This window comes from Rhodanobacter sp. OR92 (genome assembly GCF_000427545.1).
Classification (GTDB): domain Bacteria; phylum Pseudomonadota; class Gammaproteobacteria; order Xanthomonadales; family Rhodanobacteraceae; genus Rhodanobacter; species Rhodanobacter denitrificans.
This window is the reverse complement of record NZ_ATYF01000012.1, coordinates 46,903-72,819: the sequence shown is the minus strand read 5'-3', so window position 1 is coordinate 72,819 and position 25,917 is coordinate 46,903. Positions and strand designations below refer to the sequence as shown.

Below are 25,917 nucleotides of genomic sequence, written 5' to 3'. Positions count from 1 at the left end.
GACGTGGCGTCATGCCCGCTTTGGCAAGACGCAAATGCAGATCGACGGAGTGTTCACTCATGTTGTCCATTTATTTCGCCCGACACCTGATGGTGGCGGGCCTGGTTCTGCTCCCGTGGGCGGCGGCGCATGCCGCCGAACCGCCACTGACCCTGGAAACAGCTGTCCGGCAAGGCCTGGCGCGCGCGCCGCAACTTGAAGCGCGCGCCGCCGACATCGCGGCGACGCGCGAGGAGGCGGCGCGTGCCGGCCAACTGCCGGATCCCACGCTGACGTTCGGGCTTTCCAACTACCCGGTCACAAGCCCGGGCGCTTTCAGTCTGCGTTCGGACGAGATGACCGCGCGTACGGTCGGCGTGATGCAGGCCATTCCATCGCGCACAGCGCGTCGCGCGGAGCGTGCGCTGGCCAGCGCACGGGTCGATGCGGCGCAGGCCGACAGCGTGGTCGCCGCGCAGGGCGTGCGCGAGCGCATCGCCGATGCGTGGATCGACGTATGGGCGGCCGAGCAGCAGCACGCGCTGCTGCTCGGCCTGCATGACGAAGCGGCATTGGCCTGGCGGATCGCGCAGGCGCGCCTGCGCGGCGGCGAGGGCAGCGCGGTCGATGCACTGGCGGCGCGGGCCGAGATGGCCACGCTGGACAATCGGATCGAGGCGGCCGAGGTGGATCTGGCGGCCGCACAGGCGGGCCTGCAGCGCTGGCTGGGAACGTCGCCCGGCGCGCTTGCCGCGACGCAGGATTTCAGCCGGTTGCCGGTGGACGCCGACCGTCTGGTGTCCACCGTCGACCGGCAGGCACCGCTGCAGGCGTGGGCCGCGCGCGAGCAGGTGGCGCAGGCGGCGCTCGAGCAGGCGCGCGCGGCGCGCCACCCGGACTGGAGCGTGAGCGCCAGCTACGGCCGGCGCGCGCCGGGCCTGTCGGACATGGTGATGCTGGAGGTCGGCGTCAGCCTGCCGCTGTTCACCCGCAACCGGCAGGACCGCGGGATCAGCGCCCGGCAGGCGCAGTGGGACGCCGTGCAGGCCGATCGCGAGGACGCGCGCCGCGCCCAGCGCGAGGTGGTGACGCGGGCGCTGGCGGCGTGGCAGGGCTGGGGGCGGCAGATCGCACGCTACCAACAAACCCTGCTGCCGCTGGCGCGTGACCGCGCACAAACCGCGCTGGCCGGTTACCGCGGCAGCGGTTCGCTGCAGCCGTGGCTGGATGCCCGCCGCGCCGAGATCGAGCTGCGCCTGGGCTACGCCGATGCGCTGGCGGCACGCGCACGGCTGTGGGCGTCGCTTGCCTACCTGCTGCCTTCGGAGACAACGCCATGAAGCGCCTGTTGATCATTCTTGCCGCCATCGTCGCGGCTGCTGGCCTGCTCGTCGCCGGCTATCTCGGCGGTCGTCACCGGGCCCCCACCGCGCCCGCGCAGGTGCATCCGTCGCCGGCTGCGCCGGAGCCTGCTGGCAAGGTGCTGTACTGGTACGACCCGATGGCGCCGGAGCAGCATTTCGACCGCCCCGGCCTGTCGCCGATGGGCATGCAAATGGTGCCGCGGTATGCCGACGCCAATGCGGCCGGGGCGTTCGTGCGGATCGATCCGGCCACCGTGCAGAACCTGGGCGTGCGCACCGCACCGGTCGAGCGCCGCGTGCTGTCGACCACGCTGCGCGTGCCCGGCACGGTGGCGTGGAATCCGCGCGAGGCCACCACGGTCAGCGCCCGCGTCGATGCGGTGATCGCCAGGCTGCAGGTGCGTGCGCCGTACGCGCAGGTGGCGGCGGGCCAGCCGCTGGCCGAACTGCTGGCGCCGCAGTGGAGCAGCGCGCTGGCCGAGTACGACGCGCTGCAGGGCGCGCGGTCGGCCGACGCGAAGGCCTTGCGCGGCGCCGCGCGCGAGCGCCTGCAGGTACTCGGCCTGACCGCTGTGGACATCCGCGCTGTGCGCCGCGGCGCGGGTGCGGCGATCGCGCTGTATGCGCCGCAGGCCGGCGTAGTCACCACGCTGGAGGTGCGCGAAGGGCAGCGGGTCAGCGCCGGGCAGACCCTGCTGACCTTGAACGGCCTGGCCACGGTGTGGGTCGAGGCGGCGGTGCCGCAGGCGCTCGCCGGTGCGGTGCGCGGCGGTACGCCCGTCACCGTCACGGTCGATGCGCTGCCGGGCCAGGTGTTTCATGGCAGCGTGGAGGCGCTGTTGCCGGATATCGACAGCGCCACGCGCACCCGGCGCGCGCGCATCGTGCTGGCCAACCCGGGCGATCGGCTGAGCCCGGGCATGTTCGTCACCGTGCAACTGCATCCGGCCGATGGCGTGGCGGTGCCGGTGGTGCCGGACGACGCGCTGATCGCGACCGGCCAGCAGACGCGGGTAATCGTGGCCGAAGCGGGCGGCCGTTTCCGCCCGCTCGCCGTGCGCACCGGACGCTCGGCCGACGGCTACACGGAGATCCTGGCCGGTCTGCACGGCGGCGAGAAGATCGTCGTGTCCGGCCAGTTCCTGATCGATTCGGAGGCCAGCCTGTCCGGTGCGCTGGAGCGCTTGGGCGATGGCCGGGAGGCGCCCGCAGCGGCTACCAGCGCGGCGAACCATGCCATGTCCCACCCGATGCCGACGGGAGACAAGCGATGATTGCCGCGCTGATTCGGGCCGCGATCGCGAACCGCATGTTGGTCTTGCTGGCCGCGCTGGCGCTGGCCGCGGCCGGCGTGTTCTCGCTCATGCGTACGCCGCTGGACGCCTTGCCGGACCTCTCCGATACCCAGGTGATCATCCGCACCAGCTGGGCCGGGCAATCACCGCAGGTAGTCGAGGATCAGGTCACCTATCCGCTGGCCACCACCATGCTGTCGGTGCCTGGCACCCGCACGGTGCGTGCGTATTCGTTCTTCGGTGACTCCTACGTCTACGTGCTGTTCGACGACGGCACCGACCTGTACTGGGCCCGCTCGCGCGTGCTGGAGTACCTGAGCCAGGTGCGTGACCGGCTGCCGGCCGGGGTGAATCCGTCGCTGGGCCCCGACGCCACCGGCCTGGGCTGGGTCTACGAGTACGCGCTGGTCGACCGCAGCGGCAAGCACGACCTCGGCGAACTGCGCGCGCTGCAGGACTGGTTTTTGCGCTACCAGCTGAAGACCGTGCCGGACGTGGCCGAAGTGGCCAGCCTGGGCGGCATGGAACGCGCCTGGCAGATCGTGCCGGACCCGCCGGCGCTGGCCGCGCGCGGCATCACCGTGGCGCAGCTGACGGACGCGGTGCGCGCGGCCAACGGCGCCGGCGGCGGCTCGGTGATCGAGCAGGGCGAGGCGGAGTTGATGGTGCGCAGTGAAGGCTATCTGCGCAGCCGCGAGGATTTCGAGCGCGTGCCGGTCGACACCAACGCGGCTGGCGTGCCGGTGCTGCTTGGCGAGGTCGCCACGGTGCGGCGCGGGCCGAGCTTCCGGCGCGGCATCGCCGAGCTGGATGGCCAGGGTGAGGTGGCCGGCGGCATCATCGTGCTGCGTTCGGGCAAGAACGCGAAGGCCGCGATCGAGGCGGTCAAGGCCAAGCTCGCCGAGCTCCAGCACAGCCTGCCGGCCGGCGTCGAGATCGTGCCGACCTACGACCGCGCGCAGCTGATCGATGCGGCAGTGAGCAACCTGTGGGGCAAGCTGCTGGAGGAATTCCTGGTGGTCGCGCTGGTCTGCGCGCTGTTCCTCGGCCACCTGCGCTCGGCGCTGGTCGCGGTGGTCAGCCTGCCGCTGGGCGTGCTCGTCGCGTTCATCGCGCTGCACCTGCAAGGCGTGACGGCGAACCTGATGTCGCTCGGCGGCATCGCCATCGCGATCGGCGCGATGGTCGATGCGGCGGTGGTGATGATCGAGAACGCGCACAAGCACCTGGAACACTGGCGCGATGCGCACGACGGCAAGGAGCCGCAAGGCACGGCGCGCTGGTCGCTGATCGCCGACGCGGCGGCGGAAGTCGGCCCGGCGCTGTTCGTCAGCCTGCTGATCATCGCGCTGTCGTTCATCCCGGTGTTCGCGCTGCAGGGGCAGGAGGGCAAGCTGTTCAAGCCGCTGGCGTTCACCAAGACCTACGCGATGGCGGCGGCGGCCGGGCTGGCGGTGACGCTGGTGCCGGTGCTGATGGGTTACCTGATCCGCGGGCGCATCCGCCCGGAACACGCCAATCCGCTCAACCGCGGCCTGATCGCGCTGTACCGGCCGATCCTGGAAGCGGTGCTGCGCTCCCCGAAAACGACCCTGGCGCTGGCCGGGCTGTTGCTGCTCACCGCGCTACTGCCGCTCGGCCGGCTCGGCAGCGAATTCATGCCGGCGATGGACGAAGGCACGCTGCTGTACATGCCCACCGCGTTGCCCGGATTGTCCGCGGGCAAGGCGGCGCAGCTGCTGCAGCTCACCGACCGCATGATCAAGAGCGTGCCCGAGGTCGACCACGTATTCGGCAAGGCCGGCCGTGCCGACACCGCCACCGATCCGGCGCCGATGGAGATGTTCGAGACCACCATCACCTTCAAACCGAAGGCGCAGTGGCGCCCGGGCATGACGATGGACAAGATCAAGGCGGAGCTGGACCGGGCGGTGCGCGTGCCGGGCCTGACCAACCTGTTCGTGCCGCCGCTGCGCAACCGCATCGACATGCTGGCTACCGGCATCAAGAGCCCGATCGGCATCAAGGTGCTGGGCTCCGATCCATCGACATTGCAGGAGGTGGCCGATCGCATCGAGACAGTGGCTCGGCAGGTGCCTGGCGTCGGTTCGGCCATTGCCGAGCGGGCGGCCAGCGGTCGCTATGTCGACGTGCGCATCCGCCGGGTCGATGCCGCGCGCTATGGCCTGACCCAGCAGCAGCTGCAGCAGCTGATTGCCACCGTAGTCGGCGGCGAGCCGGTTGGCGAGGTCGTCGCCGGACGCGAGCGCTATCCGATCGTGCTGCGCTACCCGCGGGCCGAGCGCGATTCACTCGCAGCATTGAAGGCATTGCCGATCGTCGCGGCGAACGGCGTGCAGCTGACCCTGGGGCAGGTGGCCGAGATCGAGGTAGTCGCCGGGCCGCCGATGCTGAAAAGCGAGAACGGCCAACTGGCGACCTACGTCTACGTCGATACCGCCGGCCGCGACCTCGGCGCGGTGGTGGCGGATCTGCAACGTGTGGTGGCGCGCGAGGTGCGCCTGCCGCCGGGCATCACGCTGGCGTGGTCGGGCCAGTTCGAATACCTGGCGCAGGCGACGCAGCGGCTGACCCTGGTGGTGCCGGTGGTGCTGCTGATCGTGTTCGTGCTGATCTACGCCGTGTTCCGCCGGATCAGCGAGGCGACGCTGATCATGGCCAGCGTGCCGCTGGCGCTGGTCGGCGGGCTGTGGCTGGTCTGGCTGCTGGGGCATGCGGTGTCGGTGGCGACGATGATCGGCTTCATCGCGCTGGCCGGCGTCGCCGCCGAGTTCGGCGTGGTGATGATGCTGTACCTGCACCACGCGTGGGACCGCCAGCTGGCAGCCGATCCGCACTCGGGTGCGGCCGAGCTGGACGAGGCGATCCGCGAAGGCGCGGTGCAGCGCGTGCGGCCGAAGGCGATGACGGTGGCGGTGATCCTCGCCGGCCTGCTGCCGATCCTGCTCGGCCACGGTGCCGGCTCCGAAGTGATGCAGCGCATCGCCGCGCCGATGATCGGCGGCATGCTCACCGCGCCGTTGCTGTCCATGCTGGTCATCCCCGCCGCGTTCCGCCTGCTGGTGCTGCGCCGGCTGCGTCGGGCCGGTGATGACAGCGATCAAGCAGGTGCAAGCGGAGTAGGGTAAAGACCCATGACGAGCGAACCCATCCTGCGCAGCACGCTGACCTGTCCGCATTGCGGCCACCAGGCCACCGAGACCATGCCGACCGACGCCTGCCAGTTCTTCTACGACTGTCCGGGTTGCGGCGAACTGCTGCGGCCCAAACCGGGCGACTGCTGCGTGTTCTGTTTCTGGGGCAGCGTGCCGTGCCCGCCGATCCAGCAGCAGAAGGGCTGCTGCGGCTAGCGGCCCGACGATGGCTGCGGGTTGCGCGGCCGGGCGCCGCGTCGTGCATTGCCCTTCGCGTTCAGCGCATCGCAGCGGCGCTGCCGACGGGCGTCCGCCGGAACAGCGCATAAAGGAACTGCTGGGTGGTGCCGAACGGAGTCGCGTGGAACTCCAGCGTGCTGTCGAGCAGCGCGAAGCCGTCGCCGAGCGCGCGGGCAAGCCCCTCGGCATCGTAGCGGACCGTATCCAGACCGCTGCACTTCAGCGGGCCCTGCGGCCCGAAGGTGGCCAGTACCGCGTGGCCGCCCGGCTTCAGGGCACGGGCCAGCTGCTGCAGATAGCGCGCGCGTTGCTCCGCCTCGGTCAGGAAGTGGAACACGGCGCGGTCGTGCCACAGGTCGTAGCGGGCCTGCGGCAGCGGCGCGTCGAGCAGGTCGGCCGCCAGCCAGGTCACCGCGTCCGCCGACTTGCCCAGGCGTTCGCGGGCGACATTCAGGGCCTCGGCGGAAATGTCGAGCACGCTGAGGTCGCGGTAGCCGCGCGCAAGCAGGTCGTCGACCAGGGTCGATGCGCCGCCGCCTACGTCGAGCACGGCGGCGCCGTGGTCGGGCGCGGCGCGCTCGATCAGCGCCAGCGAGGTATCCAGATGTGGGCGGTACCAGCTGACCGCATCCGGTGCCTTGCTCCGGTACACCGTTTCCCAGTGCTGCTGCTTGTCGGTCATGGGCTGCTCCTCGGGAATGCCGCTGACGATGGATCAGTCGACCATGCCGTGGCTTTCGGCGGTGCCGAGCAGTTCGGGCTGCGTGGTGCCGCGTGCCCGCCGGTTCAGCAGCGGGTGCATGAACACCGCGGCCAGGATCACCGCCACGCCGGCGTAGAACCAGCCGTCCAGCTCATGCTGCTCGCCCAGCAGCACGATCGCCAGCACGATCGCGTAGACCGGCTCCAGGTTGGTGACCATCTGCGTGCCGAACGCGCTCATGTGGCGCAGCGCCACCAGCGCCAGCGTGAACGGCAGCAGGGTGCAGCCGAACGACAGCGCCAGCAGCAACAGCGCATCGTGCATGCCCGGCAGCATGAACGCCGGGCCGGCATGCGGAATGAACGGCGCGAGCAGGGTGAGGAAGACGGTGCCGGTGCCCAGCTCGATGAAGGTCACCGTGAGCGGGTCGCCGTGCTCGACCAGCCGCTTGTTGAGCGAGCCGAAGAACGCCACGAACAGCGCCGACAGCACGCCCACCGCGATCCCCGCGCGCATGTCGTGCGGCACGCCGCCCACTACCATGACTACACCCGGCACCACCGCCACGCCGATCAGCAGCTCGCGCGGGTCGAACTTGCGCTTGGCGATCCACGGTTCGATGAAAGCCAGGAACACCGGCCCCAGCGCGATGCAGGTGGCGCCGACCGAGGCGTTCGACAGCTTGATCGCGGCATAGAAGCTCAGCCAGTGCAGCGACACCAGCACGCCGATGCCGGCATACGCCCAGATCAGCCGCGCCGGCATCGCGCGCAAGCCGCGCCAGACCCGCGGCATCAGCAGCAGCGCCGCCACCACCAGCAGCATGCGCCACCACACCAGCGGCAACGCGGGCAGCGTGATCAACTTGCCGAGGATCGCGGTGAAGCCCCACAGCAACACGCAGAAATGAATCTGCAGACGGGCCTGGTTGACGGGTTGCATGGGGGTCGCACGAGGAGGAGTGCCGTCATTCTAGCGCCGGTCATCGTTGGCGACGTGCCTGATGCTTACTTCTTCGCCGCCGGTTTGCTCGCCGGTATCACCTTGCCGGAGCTGCGCAACTGCTGCAGCACGGCACGACAGGTGTTGTCGCCGTCGTCGCCGTGGCTGGGTGCGACCAGGGCGAGCAGGGCGGCCGGCGCGGCGACCGTACCGAGAGCGACGGCGCCGGCGCCGCGCGCCAGCAGCGGGCCGGCGTGCACGCCGACGTCCGGGTTCTTCAGCGTGCCGCGCACGTACAGCGGCGAGCGCAGCGAGAACACACGGAAGCCTTTGGTGTGCGGTTTCACGTCCAGGTCGAGCTTTTCGTTGGCGAAGTTCACCGTGCCGGTGACGTTGATCAGTGCGTCGTCGGTGTCGAACACGAACAGGCGCATGTCGAACAGGCCGTTGCTGGCGGCCATGTCGGCGGCCGCGCAGTTGATCTGCACGGTCTTGTCGCCGAACAGCTTGCCGATGACGATGTTGCCGACGTTGAGGCCGGCGGTTTCCAGCAGGGTCTTGCTGATCGCACCGTCGTTCATCAGCAGCTTCAGCTCGCCGTTCGCGCTGCCGAGCAGGGCGGCGATGGAATTGCCCTGCGCATCGAGCGCGGCGTCGCCGTTGATCTCGCCGAAGCTGGTGCGCATCGGTTCGAGGGTCGGGAACAGCTGCTTGAGCCTGAGATGGCGCGCATCGAGCTTGAGCAGGCCGCGCATCGGTGTGCGGCTGCCGTCGAGGGTGATGTTGCTGCGCACGGTGCCGCCGGCCAGCCCGAAGCTCAGCGGGTCCAGGTACAGGGCGCCGTTGTTCATGACCAGATGGGTGGCGAGCGAGTCGATCGGCAGCGCCGCGCCGCGCACGATGCGCGCGCCGCTGAAGCTCACATCCGCATCCATCGCCTGCCAGCGCTCGGTGCGGAACGGTTCGACCGGCAGCAGCTTGTCGGCCGGCTGCGGCGTGGCGTCGCCGCGCTGCATTTTTCCGGCGTTGGCATCGGCGCCGATCAGCGGTGCCAGGTCGGCGAATTGCAGCAGCTCCGAGTGTACGTCGCCGCTCAACTTGGGGCGCTTGCCGCCGGTGACGAAGACCAGGTTGCCGGCCAGGTCGCTGCCGCCGACGCGGCCGCGGAAGTCCTGGTAGCTGTAACGGCTGCCGCCGCGATGCAGTGCGGCCTTCAGATGGCCTTCGGTGGCGTAGGGTGGCGTGTCGGGCAGGGTGAGGCCGGTGAGCGGATACAGCTTGGCCATGCTGGAGCCGGAGAACCACAGGCGCACGTCCAGCGCGCCCAGGTGCAGCGGATCGGTCAGCGTGCCCACGAGGGCGATGCGGCTGTCGCCGATACGCAGGTCGGCCTGCAGCGGGAACGGCCTGGTCGTATCCTGCAGCGCCAGCACGGCGCCGGTGCGGCCCTTGCCGGTAAGCGGACTGCCCTGGTAGCTGCCTTCGGCGGTCCAGCTGAACTGGTAGGTCGTCGACGCGGTCGCCTGGCCGACCGGTTCCGGCGTGACGTTGCCGCCGGCCATGGCCTTCTTCGCCGCGGCACCGACCGTCTTGCCGGCCTGCTCGCGCGCATCGCTGGATTGCTGCGCCACGATCTGCTCATAGGGGATGGCTTCCTGCAGCGGCTCCACCACCAGCTTCAGCTTCACCCGGTTGGCGGCATCGTCGAGAGTGATCAGGCCCTGGTCGAAACCGATCGTGCCCAGCTGCAGCTTCCAGGCGGAGGGTGCGGTGTTTTCCGGCGGCGCGAAATCCCAGCTGGCGCGCCCCGACTTGTCGCGCTCCAGGTCGGCGGTGGGGCGCACCAGCTGCAACGTGGGCACGTCGATGCGGTGCGTCAGCAGCGCCGGCAGCGACAGCCGGAAGCGCAGCGCGTCGAGGTGGGCGAACTGCGGCCGCGCGGCCCAGCCCGGGTTGGCGATGCGGATGTCGCGCGCGGTGAACTCGGGCCGCGGCAGCAGCGAGGCGAACCAGCTGCCGTGGCGATCGCGCTGCCAGTCCACGGTGAGCTCGCCATCGATCGCGAACGGGCGCCCGATCGCCTGGCTGACCTTGTCGGCGATGAACGGCTTCATGCGGTTCCAGTCGAACGTGGCGACGGCGACCAGCAGCAGCGCAAGCAGCACCAGCAGCGTGCCCGCGATCGAGCTGAGTACTTTCCGGCGGCGTTGCATCCCTCACTCCCGCGGCGGTGGGCCCGCGCGTCGCCTGGACGCGTCGAAGCATCGCCGCCAGTGATAGCCGCAGCGATGCATAGGCAGTGTCGTGATGGTCGACGGCTTTCAGACCCCGTTCACGCGCACTGGCCGGGCAGTTCCCGCGGCGGCTCAGGCGGCGACCTGGCTCTCCGCCCGCCGGCTGATGCAGTACACCGCCGCCGGCGGCAGGTTGAGCAGCGCGCTGCCGACCCGGTGGGCCTGCAGTTCCAGTCGCGCGAGCAGGGCCGACGGCAGCGGGCAGCGCGGGCCGTAGGTGAACTGGTAGAACATGCCGCCGCTGCGCAGCTGGCGCTCGAACACGCCCTGCACGATCGCTGCGACCTGGGCCGGCGGCATCGACAGCAGCGGCAGGCCGCTGACCACGGCACAGGCGCGCTCGTCGCCGAACAGCGGTGCGGTATCGCCGAGCCGGGCCGCGTCCATGCGCAGGATGGTCGCCTGCGGATAGCGCCGGCTCAGTGCATCGGCGAAATGCGGGTCGGCCTCAATCAAGGCCAGCCGGTGCAGCGGCACGCCGCGCGCCAGCAGGGCACGGGTCAGCGCGCCGGTGCCGGGGCCCAGTTCGATCACCGGGCCGTCCAGCGCACCGACCCGGCTGGTCATCAGCCGCGCCAGCGCGGCGCCGGACGGCGTTACCGCGCCGATCCCGCGCGGGTCGCGCAGCCAGGCACGCAGGAAGGCCAGGGTATCGTTCAATGGCATGCAGTGGTTTCCGCGCTCGGCTGGAGATGCAAGGTAACCGACGCGGGTGAACAAAATGTTTGCGGCGACGCGGCGGCCTCAATGCGCCGGTTTCGCCTCGCGCACCGGCACGTCGATGCTGCACAGGTCGACCTTGCCGGCCGGCCGGGCATAGAACGCGTTGTGGCCGTTGCGTTTCGCCTCGACCAGTGCGGCAAAGCTGGCGCTGTCGGTGCGCAGCACCTCGATCGCCGGGCGATCCTTCGCCGGGAGGTCGGCGGCCAGGCGTACCGATTCGATGGTGATGCGTTGCGCCGGCTTCGCGTAGAAGCCCATCGGTTCCGGCCCGCGCGGCAGGCCGGACAAGAGCGGCATGCCTTCCAGCACCCGGCCGGCCACGGCGAGGTTGCGATCCAGCCGGCGCGGCGCCTGGCCGATCACCGCGTACAGCGAACTGCCGCTGCCGGTTTCCGGCGCCACGTCGCGCGCCACGCCGACCATGCCGTAGCAGTGCGCCAGCCACTGCTGCCCGGCGGCGGGGTCGCGCGCCACCGGGAAGCCCTCGCTGAAGCCGACCTCGGGCGCGTACACGTCGCCGTCCGGCAGCGGCGTCCACGCCAGCTTCGGGTCGATCGCACGGGTGAATTCCGGCAGCAGCGTCTTGCTGGCCTTGCCCAGCGAACGGAGCTTGCTCTTGTCGCCGTTGTCGTCGTCGTTCGGGTCGCCCCATTGGGTGACGAAATTGTCCTGCACGCGGATGATCGCCAGCCCGTCGAAATAATGCCCACGCACCAGGGTGCGGATGTTCGCCGCGTGCAGCGGGGTGAAGTCCGGCGCCAGCTCGATCACCACGCCTCCGGTCGGCAGTTGCATGATTATCAGGTTCTGCGGGTCCGGCGTGCGCCACTCGACTGGCGTCGACTTGGCCAGGATCTCTTTCGTGGTCGGCGTGGGCTTGGCCTGCCCATCGGCGAGGGCAGGCAGTGCCAGCAGGCTGCTGGTCAGCGCGAGTGCGGCGATGAGGTGGCGGCTAAGCATGGCATTCCCCTGGTCAACGAATGGACAAGGGCTGCAACTTAGCAGAGTGCGGCTGGGGCATGACGCCAAAGTGCATGCCGGCGCGAAGACCGAGGCCCGTGCGACGGGGAAATGCCCTGTGCCCACTTCGCCAGACCACGGACAGCAAAGCATTGTGTGTCGTGGCCGGATCAAATACTCGCCAACGCACAGCAAGTGCGGACCGTGGGGTGTTGGCGAGCGGTTTGGCGATCTGCGGCAACGCCGCAGATCGCATCGGGAACACCCGGTTACCTGGTGATGATCACGTGGTGCATCGGCGCCAGTTTTGCCAGCAGCTTGTTCTGCGCACGGAACGGGACCCCGTGCTTGTTCATCGCCGTCTGCAGGTCTTCTACCAGCGCGTTGAAATTCGTGCGGTTCACGCCCATGCCCTTGTGTACCGAGGCCATGTCGCGCCCGGTATAGGTGCATGGTCCGTCGAGGATCACGCAGAACTGGTCGACGAGCTCTTTCTTGATGTGCTCGCGGTCGGCGTTGGCGAAGAATGGTCGGGTGACCGGGTCGGCCATCAGGTTGTCCATGAAATCGTTCACCAGCGTGACGAGCCCGGGTTTGCCGCCGAACTCGTCGAAGACCGGTTTGAGCGCCGGGTCGCGTGGAGCCGAGGCGGCCTCCGTGGTGGACTGGTCCGACTTGGCGGGCGCATCCTGCGCGAGGGCGTGATGGCTGATCAGCAGGCCGGCGGTTAGCGCGGCGGCGGCAAGGGAATGCTTGAGCATGGGCTTGATCCTCGTATCGGATGATGGGGTCGTCAGAAGCCGACCTGCACGGACGCGTACAGGCCGCGCTGGTTGTCCTTGATCACGATGTTGCCGAGGTTGGCGTAGGCCAGCGTCAGCGAGACGTGCTTGGTCGGCGCCCACGCGACGAAGGCGTCGTACCAGTCGTTTTCCTTGGCGATGCCGAGGTTGTTCGGCTTCTGGCGGTATTCCGCGCCGATGGCCCAGTTGCGGCTGAGCAGGTAGGCGACCGAACCTTCGAATTCGGCCTGGTAGCTGTCGTGCTTGTCGCCTCCGAAGCCGAGGATGCCGATCTGGTTCGCCTTGGTGAAGCGCAGCGTGGCGTTCAGCAGCAGGCTCTGCGACAGGAACAGCTTGGTCGCGCTGACGTAGTAATCGGTGCCTTGCGAACGCTTGGCGCCGACGAACTTCACCACGGCGTCCTGGTTGTTCTTCTTGTACTGCATGCCGACGGACACCTGCGGCACCCAGCTGTCCTGGTCGAGCACGGCGTCGCCGAACAGCCGCACCTTTGCGCCGAGCACGTTCTGCCTGAAGGTGAAGCCGTTGCCAAGCCCCAGCAGGCCGCCCACCTTCTCGGTGTCGAAGCGTTGCTGCGCGAACGAAATTTCCACCCGGTCATACAGCCCGACCATCACGCCGGCGTCGTCGAGGTGGTAGTCCTGCGCGTTCACGCGGGTGTAGAACGCGTTGGCGCCGATCTGGTCATTGGTGCCGTAGCCGCCGATCAGCGCCCATGGCGTGAGGCCGCCGCCTGCGGCGCCGCCGATTTCCGAGACGCCGCCGGTGAGCAGCAGCTTGCCGCTGACACCGGCCGGCGTGCTCGAGCCGCCGTCGTCCGCGGCGGCCGTCAGCGAAACCAGTGCGCCGGCCAGCACGAGCCCACCGAGCGCGATTGCCCGGTTCATACGATGCTTGTACATGAATTTCTCCTCCCGTGTCGGCGCGACACTGCGCCGCACATGCAGGTACGGGGCATCGGGGCGGGCGGATGCAGCGCGACGATCATCAATGCATCAGGGCGATGTGCCAGGTGCCGTTGATGCCATCCCCGCGTTGGTCGCCAGGCTTCGCGTCACCCGCATAGCGGTACAGCGGATGGCCTTTGAACGCCCACTGCAGGCTGTGGTCGGGGCGTGCGGTCACGCTGAAGCCTTCGCTCGCCGTCACGTTGGCGTCGGCCGCATAGGGCGGCCACAGGCTGGCGCATGGACCGCTGCATTCGCTGCGCCCGCTGTCGCCGTCGGCATCGAAGACATACAGCGTCATGCCACGGGCGCCGACAAGCTGGTGCTGCGCATTGGCGGTCGGCGGCGGCTGGGCGGCCATTGCGAGCGCCATCATCATGGCGCCGACGACCAGCCAACCTGAGAGGAACAATGAACGTTTCATGGCGATACTCCGCGAGTGGATGGAAATGCCGGCTTCAGCGCAGATACGCAGCCCGTGTCTCCGCGGATGCGGCATCCGTGGCGTTTTTCATGGACTCGACCCGGCCGCTTGCCACTGTTGCGGCAGCTTGCGCAGCTTCGACACGTCGCAGTCGAGCGGCTCGACGCGCGCGACCATTGGGAAGGACGCCAAAGCTGGTGCGAGTCCGGGAAATCAGAGGGGCGTACGGAGTTCTGATGCGCGGGGTGTCGTGCCAAGTGGCCGGTTGGCCAAGGCATGACTTAAGGCCCATGCACTAGTGTCAAGTTCGTACTACAGTTCACTCAACGCCATGCGGCAGTACGGGTGAGCGACGTGGATGACAGCGCCAGCCAGTTGAAGAAGTTCCAGAAGGAGCTTTCCAGCGGCACCGTGTCGCTGGTGCTGCTGGCAGTGCTGGGGCAGTCGCGCCAGCCGATGTACGGCTACCAGATCGCCAAGCGGCTGGAAGAGGTGGGCGAAGGCGTGCTGGCCGGCAAGCAGAGCGCGCTGTATCCGGTGCTGCGCAACCTGGAGGCGGCCGGCCTGCTGGCCAGCGAGGTCGAGCCCTCCGTCAGCGGGCCGCCGCGCCGCTATTACCGCATCACCAAACCGGGGCGCGAGGTATTGCGCGAATGGGTCGCCGCGTGGAACGCCACCCGCGATTCCGTCGATAACGTCTTGCAAGGAGGGGTGTAATGAACGCGCCACGCACGATCGCCGAATACCTTGAACAACTGCGTGCCGCGCTGCGCGGCGCCGATCCGGCGCTGATCCAGGACGCGCTGTACGACGCCGAGGAACACCTGCGCGCCGAGCTGGCCGAGCAGCCCGGCCGCAGCGAAGCGGCGATGCTGGAACACGTCGTCGGCAGCTACGGCGCGCCGGACGAGGTGGCCGAGATCTACCGCGACCAGGAGATCAGGATCCAGCGCGCGCTGCGTCCGCCGCCGCCGCCGAAGCGGCGTTCGCTGGCCGGGCGCTTCTTCGGCGTGGCCGCCGATCCGCGCACCTACGGCGCGCTGTTCTACATGCTGCTGTCGCTGGCCACCGGCATCTTCTACTTCACCTGGGCGGTGACCGGCTTGTCGCTGTCGGTGGGCTTGTCGGTGCTGATCATCGGCCTGCCGTTCATCGTGCTGTTCTTCGGCAGCGTGCGCGTGCTGTCGCTGGTGGAGGGGCGCATCGTGGAGGCGATGCTTGGCATGCGCATGCCGCGCCGGCCGGTGTACCCGACCACCGGCATGACCCTGCTGCAGCGCATCGGCAGCATGTTCACCGACGTGCACACCTGGACCACGCTTTGCTACATGTGGCTGATGCTGCCGCTGGGCATCGTGTACTTCACGCTGGCCGTGACTTTGCTCAGCGTGTCGGTGGCCTTCATCGGCGCGCCGCTGGCGATGTTGTTCCGCGACGACAGCTGGGTGTCCTGGCCGCGCCAGGTCACCGTGGACTGGGGTTTCGGCGCACATGTGCCGGGCTGGGGCGATGCGATCGCGATGTGCGTGATCGGCATCGTGCTGCTGTTCGCCACCCTGCACCTGGCGCGCGGCCTCGGTCGGCTGCACGGGCATGTCGCCAAGCACATGCTGGTACCGCGCGCGGCGGATTGAGCGTCGCCCAGTTACCATGCGGGCTTTGCCGGACCGACCGCCGATGCCCAAGACCTACGACCGCGCCTATTTCGACAAGTGGTATCGCGACCCGCGGCACGCCGTCGCCTCGCCGGCGGAGCTGAAGCGCAAGGTGGCGATGGTGGTGGCGCAGGCGGAGTACTACCTCGGCCGGCCGATCCGCAACGTGCTCGACGTGGGTTGCGGCGAGGCGACCTGGCGCGCGCCGCTGCGTGCATTGCGCCCGGACATCGCGTATCGCGGGCTGGATGCCAGCGAATACGTGGTGGCACGTTACGGGCGTAGCCGCCACATCGGCCTGGCGCGCTTCGGCCAGCTGGAACAGCTGCGCTTCGACATCCGCTTCGACCTGATCGTGTGCACCGACGTACTGCATTACCTGAGGCCGGCCGAGATCCGCGCCGGGCTGCAGGGCATCGGCGAGATGCTGGAGGGCGTGGCGTTCCTGGAAGTGTTCACCAGCCGCGACGACGTGGCCGGTGACCACCACGGTTTCGTGGCGCGCGCGCCGGCCTGGTACCTGCGCGAGTTCGGCAAGGTGGGCTTGCTGCCGTGCGGCTCGCATTGTTATCTCGGGCCGCGGCTGGAGCGCCACGTCGCGGCGCTGGAACGGGCGCAACTGCCGGCCTGACGCCCGGATTGCGCTCCCGCCAGGGAATCCGGCCGCGGGGCGTTTTCGTCCGCTATTCCACCGTCTTGTGCTTGTAGCGGCACAGGTCGCGGATCGGGCAGTGCGGACAATCCGGCTTGCGCGCCTTGCACACGTAGCGGCCGTGCAGGATCAGCCAGTGATGGGCGTCGCGCTTGAACTCGGCCGGCACCACTTTTTCCAGCTTGTCCTCCACCGCGCGCACGTCCTTGCCCGGCGCCAGGCCGGTGCGGTTGGCGACGCGGAAGATGTGCGTGTCCACCGCGATGGTCGGCTCGCCGAAGGCGGTGTTGAGCATCACGTTGGCGGTCTTGCGGCCCACGCCGGGCAGCGCCTCCAGCGCCTCGCGCGTGCGCGGCACTTCGCCGTGGTGCTGTTCGACGAGGAGGCGGCACAACGCGATCACGTTTTTCGCCTTGGCGTTGAACAGGCCGATCGTGTTGATGTATTTCTTCAGTCCTTCCTCGCCCAGTTCGAGGATCGCCTGCGGCGTGTTCGCCACCGGATAGAGTTTCTTGGTGGCCTTGTTGACGCCCACGTCGGTGGCCTGCGCCGACAGCACCACGGCCACCAGCAGCTCGAACGGCGTGGTGTAGGCGAGTTCGGTGGTGGGGTGCGGGTTCAGCTCGCGCAGGCGGGTGAACAGTTCGACCACGTCGGCGCGCTTCACGGATTCGGCTCCTGTCGTTTTGCCTTGGCGCGCGCCAGCGCGGCCAGCACCGGGTTGGCCGCGGCGAGAGTGTCCACCGCCGCCTTGCGCGCGGCCAGCTCGGCCTCGCGCTCGGCGGCTTCGCGCGCCAGCCGTGCCTCGCGGCGCCGGAAATGTTCGCGCGCCGCGTCGGCATGCGCCTGGTCGATCTGCGCGGGCGGCATCGGTTCCAGCACGATGCAGTCGACCGGGCAGGCCGGCACGCACAGCTCGCAGCCGGTGCAGTCGTCGGCGAGCACCGTATGCATGAGTTTCGACGCGCCCACGATCGCGTCGACCGGGCAGGCCTGGATGCACTTGGTGCAGCCGATGCAGTCGGCCTCGACGATGCGCGCCAGCATGCGCGGTTTTTCCGTGCCGCATGCGAGGTCCAGCGGCAACACGGGGCGCTGCAGCAGCGCGGCGAGTTTCGCGATGCCGGCGTCGCCTCCGGGAGGGCAGCGGTTGATGTCCGCCTCGCCGCGCGCGATCGCTTCCGCATACGGCCGGCAGCCGTGGTAGCCGCATTGCTCGCACTGCGTCTGCGGCAGCACGGCGTCGATGCGGTCGGCGAGGGTCACGAGCTCAGTCATCGTGTGCAGGTGCTTCGGTTTTGGCCCCCAGCTTGCCCCATTCCGCATAGGTGTCCGGCGGAGTCGCTTTCCAGTGGTGACCGCACGACTTGCAGCGTTCTCTCCACTTGAGAGCGGGCCATATCGGCAAACCCAGGAAGCATCCGAAGAAAAAGGCCCAGCCGCGATAGTTGGGGTTCTCTTCGATATCGCTGCTGTGACAACGTGGGCATTGATCGTCGTCTTCGACGCGATAGTCGCCGCGCCTCCAGTGATCGAGCACGTCACTGGCCTGTTCGAGGCATGCATCGGGCACCATGACGACCGAGCCACCGAACGCGATGACCTGGTACCACTTGAGACGCGACAGACCGTTTTCAAACACGAAGGCGGTACAACCTTCCTCACGCAACAAACCGGCGACGATTTCTGCCTCGGTGTGGTCGAAGGATTGGTGGACGCATCGCATGTGCGATCTCTCAATCAGCGCACGGTGGCGCCTGGCTTGGCGCCCGGGTCGGCGTCGAGCAGGAACAGGTCGCTGCCGCCGTCGCCGGCCGAGAGGATCATGCCCTCGGACAGGCCGAAGCGCATCTTGCGCGGGGCCAGGTTGGCGATGAATACCACGTTGCGGCCCACCAGTTTCTCCGGCTCGGCGTAGGCGGCGCGGATGCCGGAGAAGATCTGCCGCGTGCCCAGCGCGCCGGCGTCCAGTTCGAAGCGCAGCAGCTTGTCGGAACCGTCCACGAACTCGCAGGCGGTGACCTTGCCGATGCGCAGGTCGAGCCGGGCGAAATCGTCGATGCCGATGGTGGCGGGCGTGGCCGGGGCCGGCTCGGCGATCGCGGCGGCGGGTTTGGCGCTGTCGTTCATGGCTTTCTTCTTTTTCGGGACGGCGGAGGCTTCGGTGGGACCGCCGAGCGAATCCTTCGAGGCCTCGACCATGGCCTCGATGCGCTTGGGATCGATGCGGCCGAGCAACGGCTCGAAGGCTTGGATGGCGTGATTGCGCAGCGCGGCGCGGGCGTCGTCGAAGTCGGTGATCGGCGCGGCCAGGAACTGCTCGGCGGCAGCCACGGTGATTGGCAGGATCGGCTTGAGCATGCCGGCCAGCAGGCGGAACGCGGTCAGCGCAAACGAGCACACCTGGTGCAGCTCGTCGCGGCGGCTTTCGTCCTTGGCCATCGCCCACGGCGCCTTGGCGGCGATGTGGCCGTTGACCAGGTCGGCCATCAGCACGAAGCGGCGGGTAACCTCGGCGAAGTCGCCGCTGTCGTACAGCGCGGCGATGCCGTCGTAGTGTTCCAGCAGGGTGTTCCACAGCGCGGTTTCCTCTGCGCTGAACTGCGGCGCCAGGCGGCCGCCGAAATGCTTGTGCACGAAGCCGGCGGTGCGGCTGGCGATGTTCACCCACTTGCCGACCAGGTGCGAGTTGACGCGTTCCTCGAACGCCTTCAGGTCCAGATCCACATCGACCGGCGCGTCGCTGAGCATGCTGGCGAAGTAATAGCGCAGGAATCCCGGATGCAGGCCGGCGTCCAGGTAGGTGCGCGCCTGGATGAAGGTGCCGCGCGACTTGGACATCTTCGCGCCGTTCACCGTGAGGTAGCCGTTGACGTGCAGCGCGGTCGGCGTGCGGAAGCCGGCGCCGTGCAGCATCGCCGGCCAGAACAGGCCGTGGAAGTTGATGATGTCCTTGCCGATGAAGTGATGCAGCTCGGCGCTGCTGTCGGCAGCGAGGAACTCGTCGAACTTCAGTCGCGTGCGGTCGCACAGTGCCTTGAAGCTGGCCAGGTAGCCGACCGGCGCGTCCAGCCACACGTAGAAGAACTTGCCCGGCGCGTCGGGGATCGGGAAGCCGAAGTAGGGTGCGTCGCGCGAGATGTCCCAGTCCTTCAGGCCGCCGTCCAGCCATTCGCGCAGCTTCGCCGCCACGCCGCTGTTCGCCACCGGCTTGCCGTGGGTGAATTTGCCGGCGAACCAGTCGCGCAACAGGCCCTCGAACTTGCCCAGTTCGAAGAAGTAGTGCTCCGAGTCGCGCAGCACCGGCGTGGCGCCGGACATCACCGAGGTCGGGTTGATCAGGTCGGTCGGCGCGTAGGTGGCGCCGCAGTGCTCGCAGTTGTCGCCGTACTGGTCCGGCGTGCCGCAGTTCGGGCAGGTGCCCTTGATGTAGCGGTCCGGCAGGAACATCTGCTTTTCCGGGTCGAACAACTGCTGGATCTCGCGCCTGGCGATGTAGCCGGCGTCGCGCAGGCGCGTGTAGATCAGCGTCGACAGCTCGCGGTTCTCTTCCGAATGGGTGGTGTGGTACTGGTCGAACGCCACGCCGAACGCGGCGAAATCCGCCTCGTGGCCCTCGCGGATGCCGGCGATGAACGCCTCCGGCGTCATGCCGGCCTTTTCCGCAGCCAGCATGATCGGCGTGCCGTGCGCGTCGTCGGCGCAGACGTAGGCCACCTTGTGGCCGCTCATCCGTTGTGCGCGCACCCAAATGTCGGCCTGGATGTAGCCCAGCAGATGGCCCATGTGCAGCGGGCCGTTGGCGTAGGGCAGGGCGTTGGTGACGAGCAGGCGGCGACTCATGGGGCGTATTCCGGTGATGACTGCGCATTATGCCATGGCCGCCCGGCCGCACCGGCCGTGGGCGGGGCTTCCGGCGCGATCCGGGCTTGTTTGGCGGTGCGCTGCGACGATCCGTTCGATTGCGTGTTTATACGCATTTGTGTACATTTATGCGTGTTTGTGGAAGTGGAGTAAGCGTGCAGACAAGCAGCATTCCCCTGACGGCAGACGTGCGGAACGGGCTGGCATCGGCCATCCGCGCCACCCGCCTGGTCTTCCTGGTCTCCGGCATCGGCATGGCCGCGTGGGCGCCGATGGTGCCGTACGCGAAGGCGCGGCTCGGCCTCGACGAGGCCGGTCTCGGCATGCTGCTGCTGGCTTTCGGCGGCGGCTCGATGCTGTCGATGCCGCTGGTCGGCTGGCTCACCCATCGCTTCGGCAGTCGCCGAGTGATCGGCGTCGGCGGCTTGCTGCTATGCCTGGCGCTACCGCTGCTGGCGCTCGCGCCGGGCGTGGCCACGCTGGCGCTCGCCCTGTTGTATTTCGGCGCGGCGCTGGGTGCGGTGGACGTGGCGATGAACGCGCATGCGGTGGAGGTGGAGCGGCGCGACGGTCGTCCGCTGATGTCGGGCTTCCACGGGCTGTTCAGCATCGGCGGCTTGAGCGGAGCGGCGGGCATGAGCCTGCTGCTGGCGCTGGGCATGCCGTTGACCGCTGCCGCCGTGGCGATGGCCGCGCTGCTGGCGGTCGTGCTGGTGACGCAGTGGCCGCGCCTGATCGAGCACGTCGACGCTGCCGGTGAACGCGCGGCGTTCGGCATGCCGCGCGGCATCGTGCTGGCGCTGGGCTTGCTGTGTTTCATCAGTTTCCTGGCCGAGGGTTCGATGCTGGACTGGAGCGCGGTGTTCCTGCGCGACTTCCGCGGCTTCTCGGTGGCTTCCGCCGGCATCGGCTATGCCGCCTTTTCGGTGGCGATGGCCATCGGGCGCCTTGGCGGCGACCGGATCGTGGCGCGCTTCGGCCCGGTGCTGACCGTGCGCCTGGGTGCCTGCACCGCGGCGGCAGGCTTCCTGCTGGCGTCGATGCTGGCGTGGCCGCCGGCGGCGCCGATCGGCTTCGTGCTGGTCGGGCTGGGCGCGGCCAATATCGTGCCGGTGATGTTCGGCGCGGCCGGTCGGCTGCCGGGCACCTCGCCCGGCATCGCCATCGCCACGGTGACCGCGCTGGGTTACGCCGGCCTGCTCAGCGGCCCGGCGCTGATCGGTTTCCTGGCCCAGGCCAGCAGCCTGCCGGTGGCGCTGGCGGCGGTGGCCGGGTTGCTGTTGCTGACCGCCGCCTCGGCAAGGCTGGTGCGGTCGTGAGTGCGCCGCGCTTCGACACCGTGGTGTTCGACCTCGGCGGCGTGCTGCTGGACTGGAACCCGCGTCATCTGTATCGCCGGCTGTTCGACGACGAGGCGGCGATGGAGCGTTTTCTGGCCGAGGTCTGCACCGCGCACTGGAACGAGCGGCAGGATGCGGGGCGACCCTGGCGCGAGGCCATTGCCGGGCTCAGCGCGCAGCACCCGCAGCATGCCGGGCTGATCGCCGCCTACCGCGAACGCTGGGACGAGATGCTGCGCGGGCCGATCGAGGGCAGCGTGGCCATCCTCGACGAACTGCGCGCACGCGGCGTGCCGCTGTACGCGCTGACCAACTGGTCGCAGGAAACTTTTCCGCTGGCGCGGCAACGCTACGGATTCATGGCGGCCTTTCGCGGCATCGTGGTGTCGGGCGAGGAGCGGCTGATCAAGCCCGATCCGGCGATCTTCCGCCTGTTGCTGTCGCGCCATGGCCTGGAGGCCGCGCGCACGGTGTACATCGACGACGCGCCGCGCAACGTCGAAGCCGCGGCACGGCTGGGCTTGCATGCGCTGCACTTCCGCGATCCCGCCACCCTGCGCGCCGAGCTGTGCCGTGCAGGCCTGCTGGAGGCGGCGCATGGCTAAGCCGCCCCTGCCCGGCGAGCTGCTGCCGCAGGAGCGCCAGCACGAGATCCTGCAGCGCTTGCGCAGTCGCGGGCGGGTGGTGGCGGCGGAGCTGGCGGCGGAGTTAGCGGCGTCGGAGGATTCGATCCGCCGCGACCTGCGCGAACTGGCCGCGCAGGGATTGTGCCGACGCGTCTACGGCGGCGCGCTGCCGCTGTCGGCGGCGGTCGCGCCGCTGCAGCAGCGGCGCAGCGAACAGGTCGGCCGCAAGCTGGCGCTGGCGCGCAAGGCGGTGAGCCTGGTGCGCGAAGGACAGGTGCTGCTGATCGACGCCGGCTCCACCAATGCCGCGATCGCTGCGGCGCTGCCCGAACGGATGAACCTCACCGTGATCACCAACGCGCCGGACATCGCGCTGGCGCTGATCGAGCGCGAGGGCTTCGAGATCCTGCTGCTGGGCGGCCGCATCGACCCGCGGATCGGCGGCGCGGTGGGTGCGCAGACCCTGCAGGAACTGCAGCGCGTGCGCGCCGACCTGTGTTTTCCCGGCGCCTGCGCGATCGACGCGGACAGCGGCCTGTGGGGTTTCGACAGCGAGGAGTCGCTGCAGAAGCGGGCGATGATCGAGGCCAGTGGCGAGACTGTGGTGGTGGCCACCAGCGACAAGCTGGGCACGGTGGCCACGCACCGGATCGCGCCGATCGCCGAGGTGCAGTACCTGGTGGTCGAGCATGCCGTCGGCCGGCCGGTGCGCGCCGCGTTCAGCGCCCGCGGCGTCAGCGTGCATCGGGCCGAAGCGGCGGCTGACTGATCGGCCGCACATGAAAACGCCCCGCACCGGCCGGCAGTGCGGGGCGTCGGTTCAGCTACCGCGATGCCGGGTCAGGGCTGTCGTTCCCAGATCTGCGAGCGGCCGAGCAGGGCAAAGCCGATGTAGCCGTGCACGTCGAGTTTCTGCCCGCCGTCCACCAGCTTGAGCTTCACCTTGTAGACCTTGCCGTTCTTCGGGTCGAGGATCCTGCCGCCGCTCCACTCGTCGCCGTCCTGGCTGACGCCCCACATGAAGGTCATGCCCACGATCGGCTGGTTCTTGCGTTCGCCGTCGCACTTGGTGCACAGCGGATGCTCGCCGTCGCGCGCCACGTCTTCCGGGGTGCGGTTCAGCAGCTGCACGATCTTCGCCTGGTACTCGCCGTTGTGTTCGGTGATCTCGACGATCGACTTCGGCTGGTGAGTCGTGTCGTCGATGGTCTTCCAGGTGCCGACCGGGGTGTTGTTGGCGGCCAGTGCGGCGCCGGCGGCCAGCAGCAGGCCGGCGGCGAAGGTGAGGCGGAAAGCAGGCTTCATGGATGGTCCTCCCGTACGAAAGCGTATGGAGGCGAGACTGGCGAGGTTCGGCGGGAGCGTCAAGCTGCATTGCGCCATGCCTGTCGCTGACCCAGGTCAGCGGGGCGGCGGCGACGGACTGGCATAATGGGCGTCTCCGCAAACACCCGAGCCGACATGACGCAGGCGAACGAAACCCTGGTCCGCCAGATCCTTGGCAGTCTCATCGACACCCATACCGGCGCGCCGCTGGGCGAGGCCGTGCGTGCGGTCGGCGTCGACGGGGCGAAGGTGTCGGTGGACCTGCAACTGGGCTACCCGGCCGCCGGCGCCATCGACAGCCTCGCCGCGCGCGTGCGCCAGGCGCTGGAAGCCGATCCGGCGATCGACTCGGCCACGGTTTCGATCACCAGCCGCATCCACGTGCACAAGGTGCAGGGCACGCTGGGGCCGTTGCCGAACGTGAAGAACATCATCGTGGTGGCGTCCGGCAAGGGCGGCGTGGGCAAGTCCACGGTGTCGGCGAACCTGGCGCTGGCGTTGCAGGCCGAAGGCGCGAAGGTCGGCGTGATGGACGCGGACATCTACGGTCCGAGCCAGCCGACCATGCTCGGCGTACACGGCAAGCCGGCCTCGCCGGACGGCAAGAGCATCATCCCGATGCAGGCGCACGGCATGCCGGTGATGTCGATCGGCTTCCTGGTGGAGGAAGACACGCCGATGATCTGGCGCGGCCCGATGGTCACCCAGGCGATGATGCAGCTGCTCACCGACACGCGCTGGGAGCAGCTCGACTACCTGATCGTGGATCTGCCGCCGGGCACCGGCGACATCCAGCTCACGCTGTCGCAGAAGGTGCCGGTGGCCGGCGCGGTGATCGTCACCACGCCGCAGGACATCGCCCTGCTGGACGCGCGCAAGGCGCTGAAGATGTTCGAGAAGGTCGAGGTGCCGGTGCTCGGCGTGGTGGAGAACATGGCCACCCATGTCTGCTCCCACTGCGGCCACGAGGAAAACATCTTCGGCGAAGGTGGCGGCGAGCGCATGGCCACGCAGTACGGCGCGGCCTATCTCGGCTCGCTGCCGCTGGACATCCGCATCCGCGAGCAGGCCGACGGCGGCAATCCCACGGTGGCGGCGATCCCCGATTCCGAGCTCGCCATGCGTTACCGCGAGATCGCCCGCAACGTGGCCGGCCGGCTGTCGCGGCAGCCGCGCAACAAGTCGCTGGGCCTGGGCAAGATCGTGGTGCAGGGCGTGCCGGCCGCATGACGGCGGCGGCGCAGCGCGTGCTGTGCCTGTGCGGCAGCCTGCGCCGGGTGTCGTCGAACCGGGCGGCGCTGGAGGCCGCGCGGCAACTGGTGCCGGCAACGCTGGAGCTGGTGCTGTACGACGGGCTCGGCCGCCTGCCGCTGTTCAATCCGGACGACGAAGCCGCTGCCGTGCCCGCGCCGGTGCGGTCGCTGCGCGAAGCGGTGGATCGCGCCGATGCCTTGTTGATCGCCTGCCCCGAATACGCCCACGGCGTGCCCGGCGCGTTCAAGAACCTGCTGGACTGGCTGGTCGGCAGCCTGGAGTTTCCGGGCAAGCCGGTGTTGCTGCTGAACACGGCCGCGCGCGGTTCGTACCATGCGCAGCAGGCGCTGGCCGAGATCCTGCGCACCATGTCCGCCCAGTTGCTGGCGGCGCAGCCCCTGCCGGTGGCGCTGCCGGGTGCCGGCTGCACGGCGGCGCAGGTGCTGGCCAGCGCGGAACGTCGTGCGGAATTGCGCGCGGCACTGGACATCCTGGCCGATATCCCGCGCCCACCGTAGGAGCCCGCTGGCGCGCGATGCTCTGCTTTTGTGAATCCCGAATCCCGAATCCAGGCTCCAAAAGCATCGCCCGCCAGCGGGCTCCTACGGGCGACGGCGACCCGTTCGGCTGGCGCGGCGGCACCCCGACCATGTATTTTTGCCGCTTTACGCCCGGCCCGACCGGGTGCTGCCGCTACCGACCGGAGACCGCGTGAGCATCAAATCCGACAAGTGGATCCGCCGCATGGCCGAGAGCCACGGCATGATCGAGCCGTTCGAGCCGGGCCAGGTCAAGCTGCGCGACGGCAACAAGCTGATCTCCTACGGCACTTCCAGCTACGGCTACGACGTGCGCTGCGCGCGCGAGTTCAAGATCTTCACCAATATCAACTCCACCATCGTGGATCCGAAGGCGTTCGATCCGTCGAGCTTCGTCGATGTCGAGGCGGACGTGTGCATCATCCCGCCGAACTCGTTCGCGCTGGCGCGCACGGTCGAGTACTTCCGCATACCGCGCAAGGTGCTCACCGTCTGCCTCGGCAAGAGCACCTACGCGCGCTGCGGCATCATCGTCAACGTGACGCCGCTGGAGCCGGAGTGGGAGGGCCACGTGACGCTGGAGTTCTCCAACACCACCCCGCTGCCCGCCAAGATCTACGCCAACGAAGGCGTGGCGCAGATGCTGTTCCTCGAATCCGACGAGGAATGCGAGACCAGCTACAAGGATCGCGGCGGCAAGTACCAGGGCCAGCAGGGCGTGACCTTGCCGCGCACCTGATCGCCTCCCTGAACGGGCGGCGTCCGGCGCTGCCCACGATCGCGGCCGGGCGCTACACTCCGCCGATGAACCGACACGTTTTCCAGGAGACAC

General features: G+C 68.9%; 26 protein-coding genes. 13 read left to right on the top strand and 13 right to left on the bottom strand.

What is annotated here, in order from left to right:
* Positions 1-59: 59 nt before the first annotated feature.
* From RHOOR92_RS0105700 to RHOOR92_RS0105685, 4 genes are read left to right on the top strand one after another with little or no spacing between them, the layout of a single operon-like run.
* A complete protein-coding gene (locus RHOOR92_RS0105700; RefSeq protein ID WP_027489829.1) occupies positions 60-1,319 on the top strand; it encodes a TolC family protein in 1,260 nt (419 codons plus the stop codon).
* Positions 1,316-2,617 carry an efflux RND transporter periplasmic adaptor subunit gene (locus tag RHOOR92_RS0105695; RefSeq protein WP_027485400.1) on the top strand — a complete coding sequence of 434 codons (1,302 nt, stop codon included), beginning with the start codon at positions 1,316-1,318 and terminating at the stop codon, positions 2,615-2,617. Before RHOOR92_RS0105700 ends, RHOOR92_RS0105695 begins: the two co-directional genes overlap by 4 nt.
* Positions 2,614-5,787 (top strand): CusA/CzcA family heavy metal efflux RND transporter, encoded by a 3,174-nt coding sequence (locus RHOOR92_RS0105690; protein WP_027489828.1) that lies wholly within the window; start codon positions 2,614-2,616, stop codon positions 5,785-5,787. The genes RHOOR92_RS0105695 and RHOOR92_RS0105690 overlap by 4 nt, the downstream gene beginning before the upstream one ends.
* 6 nt (positions 5,788-5,793) lie before the next feature.
* Entirely contained in the window at positions 5,794-6,009 is a 216-nt protein-coding gene (locus RHOOR92_RS0105685) for a GDCCVxC domain-containing (seleno)protein (protein WP_007512887.1), read from the top strand.
* A gap of 61 nt (positions 6,010-6,070) precedes the next feature.
* Here RHOOR92_RS0105685 and RHOOR92_RS0105680 read toward each other — a convergent pair whose 3' ends face one another.
* The 8 genes from RHOOR92_RS0105680 to RHOOR92_RS0105645 all read right to left on the bottom strand — a co-directional run bounded on the left by RHOOR92_RS0105680 (position 6,071) and on the right by RHOOR92_RS0105645 (position 13,904).
* Positions 6,071-6,715, bottom strand: a complete 645-nt coding sequence (locus RHOOR92_RS0105680) for a class I SAM-dependent methyltransferase (RefSeq protein ID WP_027489827.1) — start codon at positions 6,713-6,715, stop codon at positions 6,071-6,073.
* Positions 6,716-6,748: 33 nt separating this feature from the next.
* Positions 6,749-7,678: a DMT family transporter gene (locus tag RHOOR92_RS0105675; RefSeq protein ID WP_007512891.1), complete on the bottom strand. Its 930-nt coding sequence runs from the start codon at positions 7,676-7,678 to the stop codon at positions 6,749-6,751.
* A gap of 65 nt (positions 7,679-7,743) precedes the next feature.
* Entirely contained in the window at positions 7,744-9,891 is a 2,148-nt protein-coding gene (locus tag RHOOR92_RS0105670) for an AsmA family protein (protein WP_027489826.1), read from the bottom strand.
* A gap of 153 nt (positions 9,892-10,044) precedes the next feature.
* A complete protein-coding gene (locus tag RHOOR92_RS0105665; RefSeq protein ID WP_007512896.1) occupies positions 10,045-10,638 on the bottom strand; it encodes a hypothetical protein in 594 nt (197 codons plus the stop codon).
* A gap of 78 nt (positions 10,639-10,716) precedes the next feature.
* Positions 10,717-11,655, bottom strand: a complete 939-nt coding sequence (locus RHOOR92_RS0105660) for a peptidylprolyl isomerase (RefSeq protein ID WP_015447296.1) — start codon at positions 11,653-11,655, stop codon at positions 10,717-10,719.
* A gap of 269 nt (positions 11,656-11,924) precedes the next feature.
* Positions 11,925-12,416: a group 1 truncated hemoglobin gene (locus RHOOR92_RS0105655; RefSeq protein WP_015447297.1), complete on the bottom strand. Its 492-nt coding sequence runs from the start codon at positions 12,414-12,416 to the stop codon at positions 11,925-11,927.
* 32 nt (positions 12,417-12,448) lie between these two features.
* Positions 12,449-13,360, bottom strand: a complete 912-nt coding sequence (locus tag RHOOR92_RS0105650; RefSeq protein ID WP_015447298.1) for a DUF3034 family protein — start codon at positions 13,358-13,360, stop codon at positions 12,449-12,451.
* Between the two features lie 85 nt (positions 13,361-13,445).
* On the bottom strand, positions 13,446-13,904 hold the full coding sequence (locus RHOOR92_RS0105645) for a hypothetical protein (protein WP_231378337.1): 459 nt from the start codon (positions 13,902-13,904) through the stop codon (positions 13,446-13,448).
* 279 nt (positions 13,905-14,183) lie between these two features.
* Between RHOOR92_RS0105645 and RHOOR92_RS0105635 the strand changes: the two genes are divergently transcribed.
* The 3 genes from RHOOR92_RS0105635 to RHOOR92_RS0105625 are packed head-to-tail and all read left to right on the top strand — an operon-like array spanning position 14,184 to position 16,115.
* Positions 14,184-14,546, top strand: a complete 363-nt coding sequence (locus RHOOR92_RS0105635) for a PadR family transcriptional regulator (protein ID WP_027489825.1) — start codon at positions 14,184-14,186, stop codon at positions 14,544-14,546.
* Entirely contained in the window at positions 14,546-15,463 is a 918-nt protein-coding gene (locus RHOOR92_RS0105630; protein ID WP_015447300.1) for a sensor domain-containing protein, read from the top strand. Before RHOOR92_RS0105635 ends, RHOOR92_RS0105630 begins: the two co-directional genes overlap by 1 nt.
* A 43-nt stretch (positions 15,464-15,506) precedes the next feature.
* Positions 15,507-16,115: a class I SAM-dependent methyltransferase gene (locus RHOOR92_RS0105625; RefSeq protein ID WP_015447301.1), complete on the top strand. Its 609-nt coding sequence runs from the start codon at positions 15,507-15,509 to the stop codon at positions 16,113-16,115.
* Positions 16,116-16,167: 52 nt separating this feature from the next.
* Here RHOOR92_RS0105625 and nth read toward each other — a convergent pair whose 3' ends face one another.
* Genes nth through metG form a run of 4 tightly spaced genes read right to left on the bottom strand, consistent with a single transcriptional unit; the run spans position 16,168 to position 19,979 of the window.
* Complete coding sequence (nth, locus tag RHOOR92_RS0105620; protein WP_007512910.1) at positions 16,168-16,803, bottom strand: endonuclease III; 636 nt, start codon at positions 16,801-16,803, stop codon at positions 16,168-16,170.
* Positions 16,800-17,414, bottom strand: a complete 615-nt coding sequence (locus RHOOR92_RS0105615; RefSeq protein ID WP_007512911.1) for an RnfABCDGE type electron transport complex subunit B — start codon at positions 17,412-17,414, stop codon at positions 16,800-16,802. The genes nth and RHOOR92_RS0105615 overlap by 4 nt, the downstream gene beginning before the upstream one ends.
* On the bottom strand, positions 17,407-17,862 hold the full coding sequence (locus RHOOR92_RS0105610; RefSeq protein WP_015447303.1) for a DUF2007 domain-containing protein: 456 nt from the start codon (positions 17,860-17,862) through the stop codon (positions 17,407-17,409). Before RHOOR92_RS0105610 ends, RHOOR92_RS0105615 begins: the two co-directional genes overlap by 8 nt.
* Before the next feature lie 14 nt (positions 17,863-17,876).
* Positions 17,877-19,979, bottom strand: coding sequence for a methionine--tRNA ligase (gene metG, locus RHOOR92_RS0105605; protein ID WP_027489824.1), 2,103 nt, complete (start codon positions 19,977-19,979; stop codon positions 17,877-17,879).
* A 176-nt stretch (positions 19,980-20,155) separates the two neighbouring features.
* On the opposite strand from metG, the gene RHOOR92_RS0105600 reads away from it, so the two are divergent.
* Genes RHOOR92_RS0105600 through RHOOR92_RS0105590 form a run of 3 tightly spaced genes read left to right on the top strand, consistent with a single transcriptional unit; the run spans position 20,156 to position 22,735 of the window.
* Complete coding sequence (locus RHOOR92_RS0105600) at positions 20,156-21,319, top strand: MFS transporter (protein WP_015447305.1); 1,164 nt, start codon at positions 20,156-20,158, stop codon at positions 21,317-21,319.
* Positions 21,316-21,945 carry an HAD family phosphatase gene (locus tag RHOOR92_RS0105595; protein WP_027489823.1) on the top strand — a complete coding sequence of 210 codons (630 nt, stop codon included), beginning with the start codon at positions 21,316-21,318 and terminating at the stop codon, positions 21,943-21,945. Before RHOOR92_RS0105600 ends, RHOOR92_RS0105595 begins: the two co-directional genes overlap by 4 nt.
* A complete protein-coding gene (locus RHOOR92_RS0105590) occupies positions 21,938-22,735 on the top strand; it encodes a DeoR/GlpR family DNA-binding transcription regulator (protein ID WP_027489822.1) in 798 nt (265 codons plus the stop codon). The genes RHOOR92_RS0105595 and RHOOR92_RS0105590 overlap by 8 nt, the downstream gene beginning before the upstream one ends.
* A 71-nt stretch (positions 22,736-22,806) precedes the next feature.
* Here the strand turns inward: RHOOR92_RS0105590 and RHOOR92_RS0105585 are convergent, their stop codons facing one another.
* Positions 22,807-23,271, bottom strand: coding sequence for a DUF2147 domain-containing protein (locus tag RHOOR92_RS0105585; protein WP_027489821.1), 465 nt, complete (start codon positions 23,269-23,271; stop codon positions 22,807-22,809).
* Between the two features lie 156 nt (positions 23,272-23,427).
* Between RHOOR92_RS0105585 and apbC the strand changes: the two genes are divergently transcribed.
* The 3 genes from apbC (at position 23,428) to dcd (ending at position 25,824) form a co-directional block, all read left to right on the top strand.
* Complete coding sequence (gene apbC / locus RHOOR92_RS0105580) at positions 23,428-24,522, top strand: iron-sulfur cluster carrier protein ApbC (RefSeq protein ID WP_027489820.1); 1,095 nt, start codon at positions 23,428-23,430, stop codon at positions 24,520-24,522.
* Positions 24,519-25,064 (top strand): NADPH-dependent FMN reductase, encoded by a 546-nt coding sequence (locus RHOOR92_RS0105575; protein ID WP_027489819.1) that lies wholly within the window; start codon positions 24,519-24,521, stop codon positions 25,062-25,064. Before apbC ends, RHOOR92_RS0105575 begins: the two co-directional genes overlap by 4 nt.
* A 193-nt stretch (positions 25,065-25,257) precedes the next feature.
* The gene (gene dcd / locus RHOOR92_RS0105570; RefSeq protein ID WP_007512923.1) at positions 25,258-25,824 is read left to right on the top strand and encodes a dCTP deaminase; all 567 of its coding nucleotides are present in this window, start codon (positions 25,258-25,260) and stop codon (positions 25,822-25,824) included.
* Positions 25,825-25,917 lie beyond the last annotated feature (93 nt).